The following is a 15760-nucleotide window of genomic DNA, read 5'->3' on the forward strand; positions in this document are numbered from 1 at the left end:
CGATGGCGCGTCTCCGGTGCCGTGTGCACCGTGGCACGGCCCCCTTCCGGTCCCCTTACGAAGACCTTCCGGTGGGCTCGCGGTCCGCCGTGCGGGCGCCGGGCGCCGGGGGCGGCGCGGGCCGGTCCGCGTCCAGGGAGGCGGCCACCGTCTGCGGCCGGTCCGGGCCCGGCCTGCTCCAGCGGCGCATGACCGGCTGCTCCACGTACCGGTGCAGGAGCGCGGCGAGGGCGACGGCGATCAGCAGGCAGAGCGCCAGATAGCCGACGGCGCCGGCCACGCTGAAGGAGTTCTCCGGGCCGAGCAGCTTGCGGACGCCGATCAGGACGATCAGGTGGACGAGGTAGAAGGCGAAGGAGATCTCGCCGAGCCACACCATCACGCGGCTGCTCAGGAACGACGCGCGGTCCTTGATGTCGGCCGTCGCGCCCGCCGCGACCACCAGGATCACCGGCAGCAGCGTGGCCGGGGCCTGCGCGTAGGGCAGCGGCACGTTCAGGGCGAGCACCTCGCCCGCCACCAGGAGCAGCGCCGACGGCACCAGGCCGATGTCCCGCCACCGTCCCGCGACCACGAGCCGCGCCAGCAGCACGCCGATGAAGAACTCCGGCACCCGGGGCACCGGGAACTCGTAGTTGAACCAGTAGGCGAAGACCGTGTCGCCCATCGTCAGATCGGTGACCACGGCCCAGGCGAGCCGCACCGCGAACAGGCCCGCGATCCACCACTTCACCCGGTCGATCCTGATCCGCGTCAACAGCGGGAAGACCAGCGGGAACAGGGCGTAGAAGACGGCCTCCGTGGCGATCGACCAGCTCACCGCGTTGGCGCCGAGCAGCGTGCGCACGTCCGGAATCCACGACTGGACCAGGAAGAAGGCGGGGATGTCCGGGCTGCCCGGCCCGCCGTCGAACCGCCAGCCGACCAGCACGACCAGGCCGATCAGATACGTCACCAGGTGCAGCGGATAGATCTTGAAGAAGCGGCGCCGCCAGAACCGCGCCACGGTGTCCGTGGGCCGCTGCGCCCAGGCCAGGACGAAGCCGCTCAGCACGAAGAAGAACGACACCCCGGTGAAGCCGATCGCCCCGAAGATCCCCGTGTAGGTGTCGCGGGCGTCGGCCGAACCGAAGATGTGCAGCAGGTCGACGCCGTACGGCAGCGTCGCCGCGAGGACCGTGATGTGGAAGAAGAACACCGTCAGGGCCGACAGGAACCGCATCCCCGTCAGGGTGTTCAGGGACCGGCGCGCGGGCGTGCCCGTCGAGGGAGCCGGGCCCGGCGTGCCCGTCATCGCGCACCGCCCCGGACCGCGAGGGAGTGGGTGAAGACATTCCGCGGGTCCCAGGCGTCCTTGACCTTCTGCAGGCGCTGGTAGCCGTCCTTGTAGTACAGCTGGTGCCAGGGGATCCCGGAGTCGTTCAGCTTCGGGTCCGCCATGTCGGCGTCCGCGTAGTTGATGTAGCAGCCGTCGTTGACGCCGTCGGTGCGCGGCACGCCCCCGGTCGCGGCGTGGACGTCCCGGTACAGGTCGCGCACCCACGCCGTGTGCTCGGCCTCCTGGGCCGGGTCCGTCCAGTGGCTGACGTACAGGAGCTTCAGGACCGAGTCGCGCTGGGCCACCGCCGTGTCGCCGGGCGCCACCGCGTTGATCTGCCCGCCGAAGCCGACGATCGCCACGAGGGCGTACGGATTCACGTAGTCCTCGCGCGTCAGGTACTTCCACAGCGCCTTGAGCTGGTCGTCCGGGAACGCCTTGCGCTGATAGGACGACTTGGCCTTCCAGCGCGGCATCAAGGACTCCACGAGCCCGAACCACTCGGTGACCGCGTACAGCCACGGCACCGTGGCGCGGTCGTTGACCTGGTGCTTCAGGCCGGTGCCCGCCTGGAGCGCGGCCAGGTGGTCGTCGAGCAGCTGCTCCGCGTCCGGCAGCGTGGCGTCCACCTGGGCGACCAGCCGGAACGAGCCCGCCGAGCGGTGCTGCGGCGTCAGCCGGCTGAACAGGCGGGACTGCGGCGAGCCGGGGGCGGAGTTCTGCTCGTACCACGCGGAGAAGTTGCGCAGCAGCCGGCTGAAGGCGGCCTCCGTCATGCCGTCCCAGGACCAGCTGACGTCCGTCACCAGGACCTTGGAGGGCGGCGTGGGCAGCTGCTCGCGCGGCTCGGGGCCGGAGCCCGGGGTCCGCAGCCAGTAGCGGGTGACGACACCGAAGTTGCCGCCGCCCGCGCCCGTGTGCGCCCACCACAGCTCCCGGTTGGGGTCGTCGCTCTCGCGCGTCGCCACCACCGCGCGGGCCCGCCCCGCCGCGTCCACCACGACGACCTCCACGCCGTACAGGTGGTCCACCGTCAGGCCGAACTGCCGGGACAGCGCCCCGTATCCGCCGCCGACGATGTGGCCGCCCGCGCCGACCGTGGGACACACGCCGCCCGGCAGCGTCACCCCCCAGCCCTTGTAGAGCGCCTGGTAGACCTGCCCGAGCCGGGCGCCCGGCTGCACGGAGAACGCCCCGCGCGCGGTGTCGTACGAGACGTCGTCCAGGCCCGCCATGTCGATCACGACGCGGATGCCGGGGCTCGTGGTGAAGTCCTCGTCGCAGTGGCCGCCGCTGCGCACCACGATCCGGCGGCCGCTGTCCACCGCCTCCTGCACGGCCGCGACCACCTGCTCGGTGGAGCCCACCACGCGTATCTCGTCCGGCGTGCCGGTGAAGCGCAGATTGGCGCCCGTCACCAGGCTCGGGTAACGGGCGTCGCCCTTGCGGACGGTGACGGCGGCGCCGTCCGCGACCCCTGCCGCTGCGGACGGCGCTGCGGACGGCGCGGCGTCCGGCGCTGCGGCCGCCGCCGTACCGCTGCCCGTGCCGAGCACGGGCAGTGTCGCGGCGCCGCCGAGAATTGCGGTATCACGCACAAATGCCCGGCGCGAGAATTCCCCCATGATGTCTACCTCCGGTGCCTTTCCCTCTGGAATTTCCCGATGAAAGCCTGAAAGTTCCAGGGGAGGCTATGGGGTGAATACGGGGGTCCGGTCACTCGGCGGTCATCCGCCCGGTAACCGCGAACTCTCCCCTACGGAAAGCGAATTTCCGGTGACCTGACGGTGACGGCCTCGTCCGGAAACACCGGCGGGCGCGCGGGCACGTCGACTTCCTGGGCCAGGGCGGATTCCGGGGAGAGCGCCGCGCCCCGTTCATGGGCCGCGGTGAATTCCGCCTCCCCGAGCGCCGCGCGGGCCGCGGCCGTGATGCGGCGGACGTCGCCCCGCTCGGCGTCCGGCAGCGGCGCCGCCACCGAGGCCCGGGCCGCCGCGGCCGCCCCGAGGAGCACGGCCGCGGCCGTCGCGGAGCCGCCCAGGAGCCGGGCTCCCGCGATGCCCTCCAGGGCCAGCGCGAGGGCCCGTGGGTCGCCCGTGTCGCGCGCCACCGCGAACCCCTCCACCTGGCGGGCGAGCGCGGTCTTCGCGTCGCCGCGCTGCTCGGCCACGAAGCCCAGCTCCGCCAGGACCAGGGCGCCCGCCGCGTCCAGGCGGACCTCGCGGTACCAGTCGAGGACGGACCCCAAGTGCCGTTCGGCGACGTCGAGTCGGCCCTGTGCGCGGGCGCCGAGCGCCAGGCCGAGCTCGGCGTCGGCCTGCCCGGCGCGGACACCGTGCTCCGTGGCGAGGCGCAGCGCACTCTCATGGCGGCTGCGCGCCTCGCCGGGGTCGCCGGTCAGCAGCGCGATCCGGCCAAGACCGCAGAGCAGACCGGTCACCTCGGGCCACAGGCCGAGCTGTTCGGCCCGCGGCAGGGCCGCGCGCAGCAGGGCGGCGGCCCGGTCGTAGTCGCCCGAGATCCGGGCCCGGGAGGCGCGCGGGTGGACGGTGCGCACCTGCCCCCAGGGGTCCCCGAGCTCCTCGAACAGCTCGGCGCTGCGCGTTCCGTGGCGCTCCGCGTCCGCCAATTCGCCCCGGACGAGCGCCAGACAGGCGCGGTCGCCGAGCGCCGCCGCGACGCCCCACCGGTCGTCGAGCGCCCGGAAGCTGTCGAGGGCCCGGCCGGTCAGCGCCTCGGCGGCGCTGAGCTCACCGGCGCCGAGCAGGGCGTGGCCGAGGAACCAGCGGGCCCGGGCCCGGCCGAGGGGATCGGCGGCGGCCAGCGCGTCGTACCGCTCAAGTGCCGTGCGGGCGCTGCCGACCGGGTCGCTCTCGGTGCCCGCGAGCACGGCGAGTCCGGTGCACCAGGCGGCGGCCCGCGCGTGCAGCTCCCGCTCCGGGCCGGCGGCGGCGTGCCGAAGGGCCGCCGCGAGCGACCGGTGGGCCTCGCCGATGCGGCCGCGCAGCACCCGGTACCAGGCGAGCGCGCAACTCAGCCGCAGGGCGAGGGGCGCGCCCTCGGCGTCGTCGTGGCGCAGCGCGGTGTCCAGGGCGGCGCGCAGGTTCGCCGTCTCGGCGTCGGTCCGGGCCAGCCAGGTGTGCTGCGCGGCGCCGTGCAGCAGCGGCTGCGCCGTCTCGGCGAGCGCGGCGTAGTGGCGGGCGTGCGCGAGCCGGACCCGGTGCTCCTCGTCCGCCTCGCGCAGCCGCTCCAGGCCGTACGCGGCCACGGACTCCAGCAGGCGGTAGCGGGGGCCGTACGGGGTCTCCGCGACCACGACGAGCGAGCGGTCCACGAGGGCGGCCAGCAGGTCGAGCACGTCGTCACGCGCCACCTCGCCGCCCGCGCACACCTCCTCGGCGGCCGCCAGGGAACAGCCCTCGGCGTGTACGGCGAGCCGGCGCAGCACCGCGCGTTCGCGGCCGTCGAGGGGCTCCCAGCTCCAGTCGATCGCCGCCCGCAGGGTCCGCTGCCGCGGCGGCACGCCCCGCTGCGCGGTGGCGAGCAGCCGGAACCGGTCGTCGAGCCGCGACCGCAACTCCCTTACCCCCAGGGCGCGTACGCGGGTCGCGGCGAGCTCCAGGGCGAGCGGGAGGCCGTCGAGGCGGCGGCAGATCGCGCCGACGGCGTCGGCCTCGGCGTCGATGTCGGCGGCGAAGGCGGGCGCGGCCTCGGCGGCGCGGGCGACGAACAGCCGCGCCGCGTCGTCGGGCGTCAACGGCGGTACCGGCCACACCACTTCACCGGCGAGCGCGAGGGGCTCCTGGCTGGTGGCCAGGATCCGCAGGCCGGGGGCGGCCGCGAGGAGGCGGGCGGCGAGTTCGGCGACGGGGCCGGTGCGGTGCTCGCAGTTGTCGAGCACGAGCAGCAGCCGCCGCCGGCTCAGGGCGGCGGCCAGGCGCTCGGTGACCCCGGCGGGCCCGGCGTCGCCCCGCGCGCCCCAGGTCATGTCGTCCCGCAGCCCGAGCGCCGCGGCCACGGTCTCCGCGACGGTCTCGGCCGCGGCGGGGTCACCGCCGTGCGGCTGCCCGGACAGCTCGACGAGACACACCGCGACGGGACCGGTCTCGGCCTCGTCGGCGGGCGCCTCGGCCGTGCTCGTGTCTGTGCCCGCGCCCGTGCCCGTGTCTGCGTCGGGCTCCGCCAGCTGCCGTGCCGTCTCCAGGGCGAGCCGCGTCTTGCCGACACCGCCCGGTCCCGTGAGGGTCACCAGGCGGCGCGCCGCGAGCAGCTCACGCACGTGCCGGACGGCTTTGGTGCGGCCGATCAACTCCGTGAGGGGAGAGGGCAGTTGAGGGAGCGGCGGTACGCCGTCGGGGGCGGGGACCGACGTGGGCGCGGACCCCGCCGCGACCGTTGCGGCGGGGGCGGGGGACGCCTCGGCGGCAGCCGCGGGTGCGGGTGTGGCCCCGGTTTCCGTGCCGGATGCCGGTGCCGGTGTCGTCCCCGGCGCGGGTGGGGCGGTGGCCGTCGGGCGGCGCGGCTCCAGCTCCGGGGCCTGTTCCAGCATCGCCTGGTGCAGTTCCACCAGGTCGCGGCCGGGGTCGAGGCCCAGTTCCCGGGAGAGCAGGGCGCGCACCTCGCGGTAGCCGGCCAGCGCCTCGCTGCGGCGGCCCGAGCCGTACAGGGCGCGCAGCTGGGCGGCGCGCAGCCGCTCCCGGAGCGGATGCCGTGCGACCAGGTCGGCGAGCTCGCCGACCAGCGACGCGTGCTCACCGAGGGCGAGCCGGGTCTCGGCCCGCTCCTCCTGGGCCACGAGCCGGTTCTCCTCCAGGCGGGAGATCGCCGCCCGTGCGAACGGCTCCTCGGCGAAGTCCGCGAACGCGGGACCGCGCCACTGGGCGAGCGCCTCGTCCAACAGCTCGCCCCGCAGCGGCAGTTCATCGGTGGCCCGGGCCCGGTGGAGCAGCGCGGTGAACCGCTCACTGTCCACGTCCTCCGCGCCCACCGCGAGCGCGTACCCCGGCGCCCGCAGCTCGACCAGGGCCCGCCCGCCCGGCTCCGCGTCGCCGAGGACCCGGCGCAGCTGGGAGACCTTCGCGTGCAGCGCGCCCGAGGGGTTGACCGGCAGGGCGTCGCCCCACAGGTCGTCGATGAGCCGGTGCGCCGCCAGCGACTGCCCGCCGCCGGCCAGGAGATCGGCCAGCAGGGTGCGGACCTTCAGCTCAGGAATCCGCACCGGAGTGCCGTCGGACCGCCACACGGAGAGCGGGCCCAAGACTCCAAAGCGCATACGGGTAACCGTATCCAGGCCCGTCCCCCGGCTCGCGCGCAGGCCGCGAACCCCTGACGACTTCGGCACTTTCGCGTCCTTCGGGCCCGGCCCGCGCGGAGCGCCCGTACGCCCGAAGCATTCCGGAAGCGATCCGGAAGGCCCGCCGCGCACAGTGGGGCCCGTCACGGCACCCGCCGGGGCAGCCGACGCACACGCTCCGGCCGGGGGAAGGAGGACGCGGTTGACCGGGGAAGAAGCAGGAGCGGCACCGGGGACGGCCCCCGCGGACGGCTGTCTGTCGCTCGTCATCGTCATGGGCGGCGCCGGACCCGGCAGGGCCGCCGCCCACGCGGCGGACTGGCTCGCCCGACGGGCCTGCCTGCACGGCGGGTTCGACGTCAACGTGATCGACCTGGCCTACGCGCAGCTGCCCCCGGCCCGGCCGGGCCGGACGGAACCGCGCCCGGCCGCGGTGCGGGAGCTCGAACCGTGGCTGGCCGAGGCGGACGCGTACGTGGTGGTCGTGGCCCGGGACGCCCGCGACGCGGCGGACGGACTGCGCGACGCCGCCGAGTGGTACCGGGCCCACTGGCGGTCCAGGCCGGTCGGCTTCATCACGTACGAAACGGCCGGGGAGCCGCGCCCGCCCGACCGGCTGCGGCAGACCTTCGCGGCGGCCGGGGCCACCGTGCTGCGCACCGTCGCGGCCTGTCCCGGCGGCCTTGGTCTCCCCTGCGACGCCCTGGCCGCGGACCTGCTCGACGAACTTGCCGCGCGGGCAAGGGGGTCGGGCCCCGCACGCGCCCCGCACACCGGCTGACGCCCGGCCCGCCCCGCACACAGCACCACCTCTCCACGCACCCACCCAGGAACAGGAACAGGAGCACAGTCATGGGAAAGCTCAGCGGTAAGACGGCCCTCGTCACCGGCGGCGGCCGCGGCGTCGGCCGCGGGATCTCCGAACGCCTCGCCCGCGAGGGCGCGTTGGTCGCCGTGCACTACGGCAACGACGCCACCGCGGCCAAGGAGACCGTCGCCGCGATCGAGGCGGAGGGCGGCCGTGCCTTCGCCTTCCGCACCGAACTCGGCGTGCCCGGCGACGCCGAGGCGCTGTGGGCGGCCTTCGACGAGCGGATCGGCGAATTCGCCCCCGGCGGCGGCCTGGACATCCTCGTCAACAACGCGGGGGTGCTCGCCTCCGGCACGATCGACGCGGTCGACGAGGCCGCGTACGACCGGGTCTTCGCGATCAACGCGAAGGCGCCGTTCTTCATCATCAAGCACGGCCTGTCCCGGCTGCGCGACGGCGGCCGCATCATCAACATCTCCTCCGGCGTGACGAAGGTCGCCATCCCGGACGTCATCGCGTACACGGCCACCAAGGGCGCGATCGACGCCCTCACCTTCACGCTCGCGCAGGGCCTCGGCGAGCGCGGCATCACCGTCAACGCGGTGGCGCCCGGCACCATCGAGACCGACGCCAACCCGTGGGTGAAGGAGCCCGAGGCGCGGGCGCACATCGCGTCCGTGTCGGTGTTCAACCGTGTCGGCCAGCCCTCCGACATCGGGGACGTCGTGGCGTTCCTCGCCTCCGACGACGCCCGCTGGATCACGGCGGAGGTCCTCGACGTCAGCGGCGGCTCGGCGCTCGGCGTCTGAGCGGGCGAACGGCCGGGAGGGCCTGACCCGTCACGGGTCAGGCCCTCCCGGCCGTGTCACCGGCCCCGCCGCATTCCGCCGGCTAGCCCTGCCACACTCCGCTGGGCGCCGTGTCGCGCACATACTGCGCGAAGTCCCGCGGCGCCCGCCCCAGCAGCCGGTGCACCCCGTCGGAGAGGTAGTCGCCCGCGTTGCCCGCGATGGAGCCGACGAGCTCGGCGGCGAAGGCGGCGAACTCCTTGTCGTAGCCGCGGCCGAGCAGGTGCGTCACGTACTCCTCCGGGGTCACCGGCACGTACGTGAGGTCGCGGCCCGTCGCCGAGGCGATCTCGGCGACACAGTCCCCGAACGTCATCGCGCGCGGCCCGGACAGCGCGTACACCGCGCCCTCGTGGCCGTCCTCGACCAGCGCCGCGGCCGCGCACGCCGCGATGTCCTCGGCGTCGATGAACGGGTCGCGGCCCGCCCCGGCGGGCAGTTCGACCCGCCCGGCGGCCACCGCGTCGCGCAGGAACGCCTCCTCGCTGAAGTTCTGCGCGAACCAGGTGGGCCGCAGGACCGTCCAGGCCGCGCCGGAGTCCTGGACCGCCCGCTCGACCGCGAACCCCGCCTCGTCCCCGGCCTGTTCCCAGGCGCGGGCCGAGAGCAGCACCAGGCGCCGCACCCCGGCCGCCACCGCGACCCGGCTGAACTCGCCCATCAGGGCGGCCGCTTCGGGGGTCTGGGAGTCCACGAGATAGGCCGCGCGGACCCCCGCGACCGCGGGCTCCCAGGTGGCCTTGGAGTGCCAGTCGAACCGCCGCTGCCCCGAACGGGACGCGGTGACCGCCCGCTGCCCGCGCCCGGCCAGCTGTGCGGCCACGCGCCGCCCCGTCTTGCCGGTGCCGCCGAGGACGAGGACGGGGGAGCCGTCGTCAGAACGTGCCATGGTCTTCCTTCGCGCTAGGTGTGGAGGTGGGGTGAGGTGAGGTGCAGGGGTGCCGTCACGGTTGCGGGAAGTGGCCCACCTCCTGGAAGAACCGCACGTACCGGGCGAACAGCTCCGGGGACAGCGGCGGGCAGCTGACGCCGGTTCCGGCGAGGGCGGCGTCCGTCTCGGTGGTGTCGATCGGCGGGTAGAAGGCGTCCGTGTCGGACGTCATCATCTCGAAGGCGTGCAGCAGCGGCTGGAGGGCGTTGTCCCGGTCGTCGCGCACCTCGTCCCGCCACCGCGACCAGTCCACGTCCGTCAATCCGTAACCGAGCCCGCGCAGCCGGCGCACGCACTCCTGGAGGCTCAGCGCGTCGCGGTTGAACAGGTGGAAGGTGCCGCCCGCGTCCTGGCGGGACAGGGCGAGGACCGAGGCGCTGACGTGGTCGACGGGCAGCAGGTGGAAGCGGCCGCCGACGCCCGCCGGGGCGGCGCCCGACTGCAGGATGCCCTTCAGGCTCAGCCACACGAAGTCCCGTGTCTGGCAGGCCCCGTTGGCGGTGTCGCCGGAGATCACGTCGACCCGGTACACGGACACCGGCAGGCCCCGCTCCCGGGCGATCCCGATGACCTGCTCGGCCACCCACTTGGTCTGCAGATAGCCGCTGGGCAGCACTTCGGCGGGACCGGTCGGGTCGGTCACCCGCAGCGGGGCGCCGTCCTCGCGCGGCCCGTCGAAGACGCCGACCGTCGAGACGTAGTGCACGGGCACCGTGCGGTGCCGGGCCGCGAGCCGCAGCACCTCCTGGGTGCCGCCCACGTTGGCGTCGCGCAGCGTCGTGTACGGGTGCAGCCAGTGCACCTGGGCGCCGTTGTGGTAGACGACGTCCACGGTGCGGGCCAGCTCGTCGAAGCGCTCCTCGGTCAGGCCGAGCCGGGGCGCGGCCAGGTCGCCGACGACGATCGAGAGCCGGTCCCCGGCCGCCTCGCCGACCTCGTCCCACAGCCGGTACCACTCCATGTTCTCCCGCAGCCGGGCAAGGGCGCCCGCCTCGTCGGTGCCGCGCACCAGGCAGTGCACGCGCGCCGTGGTGGTGCGCAGCAGGTCCCGCAGGAGGAAGGCGCCGAGGAACCCGGTGGCGCCGGTCAGGAGCACCTCGCGCGGGTCACCGGCGCCGGTGACCACCTCGGCGGCCGGGCGGACGTCGTCGGCCAGCCCGATCTCGGCCGCGAAGTCCACGGTCTCCGCGGTGGGCGCGGCCTGCTCGTCACCCGCCAGCTCGGCGAGCAGACGTGCGGTGAGCGCCGCGGGCGTGGGGTGGTCGAAGACCAGGGTGGTGGGCAGCCGGTGGCCCACCAACTCGCTGAACCTGTCCCGTAGTTCGACGGAGGTCAGCGAGTCGAAGCCGAGCGGGAGCAGTGACTGGCCGGGCGGCAGCGCGGAGGTGTCGGGGTGGCCGAGCACCGCCGCGATCCGCTCCTGCACCACCCGCAGCACCACCTGCTCGCGCTCCGGCTCCGGGACGCCGTCGAGGAGTTCGCCGAGTGTCACTGCGGCGCCGTCCTGGCCCCCGGCGACGGCGGGGCGCGCGGGCACCCGGGCCAGGGAGCCGAGGAGCGCCGGGACCGGACCGCCCTGGGCGCGCAGCGCCGCCACGTCCACCGGGGCCACGACCACGTCGGGGCGGCCGAGGCGGAGCGCCGCGTCGAACAGCGCGGGGCCGCGGCCGTTCGGCACGGGCCGCAGGCCGGTGCGGGCGATCCGCTGCAGGTCGGCCTGCGACAGGCCGCCGCTCATGCCGCCGCTCTGCTCCCACAGGCCCCAGGCCATCGAGGTGGCGGGCAGCGACTGGGCGCGGCGGTGCGCGGCCAGCGCGTCGAGGAAGTGGTTGGCGGCGGCGTACGGGGACTGGCCGGGGCCGCCGACGACGGCCGCGACCGACGAGAACAGCACGAACGCCGCCAGGTCGAGGCCGCGGGTCAGCTCGTGCAGGTGCCAGGCGGCGTCGGCCTTCGGCCGGAGCACCGCGTGCAGCCGCTCGGGCGTCTGCGCGGCGATCAGACCGTCGTCCAGGACACCGGCCAGGTGCACCACGCCGGTCAGCGGTTGCCGGTCGGGTACGGCGGCCAGGGTGGCCGCGAGGGCGTCCCGGTCCGCGGCGTCGCAGGCCGCGACGGTGACACGGGCGCCGAGCTCCTCCAGCTCGGCCCTCAACTCCCGTGCCCCTGCGGCCCGTTCACCGCTGCGGCTGGTCAGGAGCAGGTTCCGCACGCCGTGTTCGGTCACCAGGTGGCGGGCGAACAGGGCGCCGAGGCTGCCGGTGCCGCCCGTGATCAGGACGGTGCCGTCGGGGCGCCACGCGGGTGACGTGCCCGGCTCCGCGGGCGCCCCGGCGCGGGTGAGCCGGGGCACGTACACCCGGCCCGAGCGGAGCGCCGCCTGCTGCTCGCCCGCCGCCAGCAGGGCCGTGACGGCGTGCGGTCCGGGCAGGGGGTCCGGGTCGGCCGGGTCCGTGTCGACGAGGACGATCCGGCCGGGGTGCTCCGACTGCGCCGAGCGCAGCAGGCCCCACACGGCGGCGCCCGCCAGGTCCGTGACGTCCTCGTGCCAGGCGGTCGCGACCGCACCGGAGACCGCCACGACCAGCGGTGTCGCGGCGAGCCGCTCGTCGGCCAGCCACCGCTGCACCAACTCCAGCATGGCGGCGGTGCGTTGGTGCGCCGCCTCGGCCGGGGAGAGGTCCGCGGCGGTGTCGCCGGTGTCGTCGGTGTCGTCGGTGTGCTGACGCGTCACCACGTAGCGGGGCGCGCGTCCGGCGGCCACGGCGTCGCCGACGTCCTCGGGGGTGTCGAACGCCTCGGCGCCCGGCCGTCCTTGGCCCCCGTCGTCCACGTCGCCCCCGCCGCCCAGCACGGCCCACGGCGCGTCCGCCGCGTCGGGGGCCTCGGGGGCGTCCGGGAGCGCCAGCGGCGCCCAGTCGACGTGGAACAGCGCGTCCTCGGGGCGGTCCAGGGAGGCCGTGAGCTCGCTCTCGGCGACCGGCCGCACCGTCACCGAGGCGACCTCGGCCACCGGCCGTCCCGCGGTGTCCGCGATCCGCACCCGGGCGCCCCCCGCCGCGTCGGGGGTGACCCGGACCCGTACGGACGTCGCGCCCGTCGCGAACACCCGCAGCTGCCGCCAGCGGTCGGCGAGCAGCGGCCCGGCGCCCGAAGCCGCGGCCTCGAAGGCCACCGGGCGCACCGCCGCGTCGAGCAGCGCGGGGTGCAGGACGAAGCCGGAGACGTCCTCCGACTGCCCCTCGGGCAGCTCCAGTTCGGCGTAGAGCTCGCAGCCGTTGCGCCAGGCCGCGGTCACACAGCCGAACGCCGGGCCGTAGCCGAGCCCGCTGCCGGTGAGGGCCAGGTCCACCTCGTCGGGCGCGATCGCCTTGGCCTGCTCGGGCGGCCAGGCGGCCAGGTCGAACGCCGGGCCGGGAGCGGTGGTGCTCACCGTGGCGCGGGCGTGCGCCGTCCACGGGGCGTCGGCGACGCCGTCGGGCCTGCTGTGCACGCGCACCGTGCGCCGGCCCGCCGCGTCCGCCGCGCCCACGCCCACCTGGAGCTGCAGGGTGCCGCGGGCGGGCAGCACCAGCGGGGCGGTGACCGTGAGGTCGTCGAGGACCGTGGCGCCGAACTCGTCGCCGGCGCGCACCACGAGGTCCGCGAGGGCGGCGGGCGCGAGCACCGGCCGGCCGAGGACCCGGTGGCCGTCGAGCCAGGGGTGGCTGCGCAGCGAGATCCGGCTGGTGAACACCGAGCCGTCGCCGCCCGCGAGTTCGGCCGCCGGGCCGAGCAGCGGATGCCCGGTCTCGCGCAGTCCGGGACCCGCCTCGCCGGGGGCGGCGGCCGTCGCATCGTGCCAGTGGCGCTGGTGCTGGAAGGCGTACGTGGGCAGGGCGACGCGCCGCGCGCCGGACGAGGCGAAGTAGGCGTCCCAGTCGACGGGGGTGCCCAGGGCGTGCAGTGCGCCGAGCGCGGCGGTGACCGCGACGGGCTCGGCGCGGTCGCGGGGCAGCAGCGGCACCGCGCCGCTGACGGTCGCGGCGGCGAGCGGCGCGAGCACCGGACCCGGGCCCACCTCCAGGGCCGTGGTGACGCCCTCGGCGTCCAGGGTGCGCAGCGCGTCGTCGAAGCGCACGGCGTGGCGCAGCTGGCGCACCCAGTAGTCGGCGGTGACCAGGTCGTCGCCCGCGGCGACCTTGCCGGTGAGGGTCGACACGACGGGGAGCCGCGGCGCCCGGTACGTCAACGACGCGGCGACGGCGCGGAATTCGTCGAGGATCCCGTCCATGTGCGGGGAGTGGAAGGCGTGGCTGACGGTGAGCCGCATGGTCTTGGCGCCGCGCCGCCGCCACTCTTCGGCGATCTCATCGGCCGCGTCCGCGTCGCCCGAGACGACCACGGAGGCGGGCCCGTTGACCGCGGCGATCGTGAGGCGGTCCGCGTACCCGGCGAGGGTCAGGGCCACCTGCTCCTCGGGCGCCTGGACGGCGATCATGGCGCCGCCGGGGCGGGCGGCCTGCATGAGGCGGCCGCGGGCGGCGACCAGGGCGGCGGCGTCCGGCAGCGACAGCACCCCGGCGACGTGGGCCGCGGCCAGCTCGCCGATGGAGTGGCCCGCCAGGTAGTCGGGGGTCAGCCCCCACGACTCCAGGAGCCGGAACAGGGCCACCTCGACCGCGAACAGGGCGGGCTGGGTGTTGGCCGTGTCGTCCAGGCCCTCGCCGGTGGCGACGACCTCGCAGATGGGCCGGTCCAGGTGCTTGGACAGCTCGGCGCACACCTCGTCGGCGGCCCGCGCGTACACGGGGAACGCGGCGTGCAGCGCGCAGCCCATGCCGATGCGCTGGGCGCCCTGGCCGGTGAAGAGGAACGCGGTGCGCCCCGTGGCGCGGGTGCCGCGCACCAGGCCGGGGTGGTCCTCGTCCGCGGCCAACGCCCGCACCGCGGCGAGGAGTTCGTCGCGGCCCACGCCGGTGACCGCGGCCCGGTGGTCGAGGGCGGCGCGGCCGGTGGCGAGCGAGAACCCCACGTCCACAGGGCTGAAGTCGCCCTCGGCGAGGTGGTCGAGGAGCCTGCGCGCCTGGCCGCGCAGCGCCTGCGGGCTGTGCCCGGACAGCAGCCACGGCGCGGTGCCCGGCGCCGCCGCGCCCTGCCGCTGAGCCTCCGGCCCGTCGGCGTCGGGCGCCTGCTCCAGGATCAGATGGGCGTTGGTGCCGCTGACGCCGAAGGCGGACACGGCGGCCCGGCGCGGGCGCCGCACGGCGGGCCAGGTCCGGGCCTCGGTGAGCAGCTCGACGTCGCCGGACTCCCAGTCGACCATCGGCGTCGGCTCGTCGACGTGCAGGGTCTTGGGCAGCACGCCGTGGCGCATCGCCTGGACCATCTTGATGACGCCGCCCACGCCCGCCGCCGCGACGGTGTGGCCGATGTTGGACTTCAACGAGCCCAGGTAGAGGGGGCGTTCGGCGGGGCGGTGCTGTCCGTAGGTGGCGAGGAGTGCCTGGGCTTCGATGGGGTCGCCGAGTCGGGTGCCGGTGCCGTGGGCTTCGACGGCGTCGATGTCGGCGGGGGTGAGGCGGGCGTCGGCGAGGGCCTGGCGGATGACGCGTTCCTGGGAGGGGCCGTTGGGCGCGGTCAGGCCGTTGGAGGCCCCGTCCTGGTTGACCGCCGATCCTCGTATGACGGCGAGGACCTGGTGTCCGTTGCGGCGCGCGTCGGAGAGCTTCTCGACGAGCAGCAGGCCCACGCCCTCCGACCAGGAGGTGCCGTCCGCGGCCGCCGCGAACGACTTGATCCGCCCGTCCGCGGCGAGCCCGCTCTGCCGGGAGAAGTCCACGAAGCCGCCGGGCGTGGCCGTGACCGTCACGCCGCCCGCGAGGGCGAGGTCGCACTCGCCGCGGCGCAGCGCGTTCGCCGCCAGGTGCAGCGCCACCAGGGAGGAGGAGCACGCGGTGTCCACCGATACGGCCGGGCCCTCCAGGCCGAGCGTGTAGGAGATGCGGCCGGAGGCCACGCTGCCCAGCTTGCTGGTCAGCAGATAGCCCTCGAACTCCGTGGGCCCCTGCAGGTCGAGGTAGCTCTGCTCGATCACCCCGGCGTAGACACCGGTGCGGCTGCCGCGCAGCGACGCCGGGTCGATCCCGGCCTGCTCGACGGCCTCCCAGGCTGTCTCCAGGAGCAGCCGCTGCTGCGGGTCCATGGCGGTCGCCTCGCGCGGGGAGATCCCGAAGAAGGCGGCGTCGAACCGCGCGGCGCCGTCGAGGAACCCGGCCTCGCGGGCGTACGAGGTGCCGGGGGTGGCCGGGTCCGGGTCGTAGAGCCGCTCCAGGTCCCAGCCCCGGTCCTCGGGGAAGGGCGAGATGGCGTCGGTGCCCGCGGTGACGAGGTCCCACAGCTCGTCCGGGTTCGTCACGCCGCCGGGGAACCGGCAGGCCATGCCGACGACGGCGATCGGTTCGGTCCCGGCCGCCTCCAGTTCGGCGATGCGGCCCTTCGCGCGCTGCAGGTCGGCCGTGACCCGCTTCAGGTAGTCGACGAGTTTGTCTTCGTTGGACATCGCGTTGGACATCGCGTT

Annotated in this window: 7 protein-coding genes; 2 read left to right on the forward strand and 5 right to left on the reverse strand. The window is 75.5% G+C overall.

Going from position 1 to position 15760, the window contains the following annotated elements; genetic code table 11:
• Nucleotides 1-55: 55 nt before the first annotated feature.
• The 3 genes from ACQB60_RS31085 to ACQB60_RS31095 form a co-directional block, all read right to left on the reverse strand.
• The gene (locus ACQB60_RS31085; RefSeq protein WP_496929426.1) at nucleotides 56-1294 is read right to left on the reverse strand and encodes an acyltransferase family protein; all 1239 of its coding nucleotides are present in this window, start codon (nucleotides 1292-1294) and stop codon (nucleotides 56-58) included.
• A complete protein-coding gene (locus ACQB60_RS31090; protein WP_496929427.1) occupies nucleotides 1291-2943 on the reverse strand; it encodes an FAD-binding oxidoreductase in 1653 nt (550 codons plus the stop codon). Before ACQB60_RS31090 ends, ACQB60_RS31085 begins: the two co-directional genes overlap by 4 nt.
• A gap of 131 nt (nucleotides 2944-3074) precedes the next feature.
• On the reverse strand, nucleotides 3075-6590 hold the full coding sequence (locus ACQB60_RS31095; protein ID WP_496929428.1) for an AfsR/SARP family transcriptional regulator: 3516 nt from the start codon (nucleotides 6588-6590) through the stop codon (nucleotides 3075-3077).
• A gap of 223 nt (nucleotides 6591-6813) precedes the next feature.
• Here ACQB60_RS31095 and ACQB60_RS31100 point away from each other — a divergent pair, with 223 nt between their 5' ends.
• Both ACQB60_RS31100 and ACQB60_RS31105 read left to right on the forward strand, forming a co-directional pair.
• Nucleotides 6814-7392: an NAD(P)H-dependent oxidoreductase gene (locus ACQB60_RS31100; protein ID WP_496929429.1), complete on the forward strand. Its 579-nt coding sequence runs from the start codon at nucleotides 6814-6816 to the stop codon at nucleotides 7390-7392.
• A 71-nt stretch (nucleotides 7393-7463) separates the two neighbouring features.
• Complete coding sequence (locus ACQB60_RS31105; RefSeq protein ID WP_496929430.1) at nucleotides 7464-8231, forward strand: SDR family oxidoreductase; 768 nt, start codon at nucleotides 7464-7466, stop codon at nucleotides 8229-8231.
• 82 nt (nucleotides 8232-8313) lie between these two features.
• Here ACQB60_RS31105 and ACQB60_RS31110 read toward each other — a convergent pair whose 3' ends face one another.
• Both ACQB60_RS31110 and ACQB60_RS31115 read right to left on the reverse strand, forming a co-directional pair.
• Entirely contained in the window at nucleotides 8314-9159 is an 846-nt protein-coding gene (locus tag ACQB60_RS31110) for a Rossmann-fold NAD(P)-binding domain-containing protein (protein ID WP_496929431.1), read from the reverse strand.
• 55 nt (nucleotides 9160-9214) lie between these two features.
• Nucleotides 9215-15754 (reverse strand): type I polyketide synthase, encoded by a 6540-nt coding sequence (locus tag ACQB60_RS31115; protein WP_496929432.1) that lies wholly within the window; start codon nucleotides 15752-15754, stop codon nucleotides 9215-9217.
• Nucleotides 15755-15760 lie beyond the last annotated feature (6 nt).

Origin of the sequence: Streptomyces odontotermitis (genome assembly GCF_050510915.1) — a bacterium.
GTDB lineage: Bacteria > Actinomycetota > Actinomycetes > Streptomycetales > Streptomycetaceae > Streptomyces.

Coding starts and splice junctions, on each gene's coding strand:
- ACQB60_RS31090 (WP_496929427.1), bottom strand. CDS start 2,943: ATGGGGGAATTCTCGCGCCGGGCATTTGTGCGTGATACCGCAATTCTC.
- ACQB60_RS31085 (WP_496929426.1), bottom strand. CDS start 1,294: ATGACGGGCACGCCGGGCCCGGCTCCCTCGACGGGCACGCCCGCGCGC.
- ACQB60_RS31105 (WP_496929430.1), top strand. CDS start 7,464: ATGGGAAAGCTCAGCGGTAAGACGGCCCTCGTCACCGGCGGCGGCCGC.
- ACQB60_RS31095 (WP_496929428.1), bottom strand. CDS start 6,590: ATGCGCTTTGGAGTCTTGGGCCCGCTCTCCGTGTGGCGGTCCGACGGC.
- ACQB60_RS31110 (WP_496929431.1), bottom strand. CDS start 9,159: ATGGCACGTTCTGACGACGGCTCCCCCGTCCTCGTCCTCGGCGGCACC.
- ACQB60_RS31115 (WP_496929432.1), bottom strand. CDS start 15,754: ATGTCCAACGCGATGTCCAACGAAGACAAACTCGTCGACTACCTGAAG.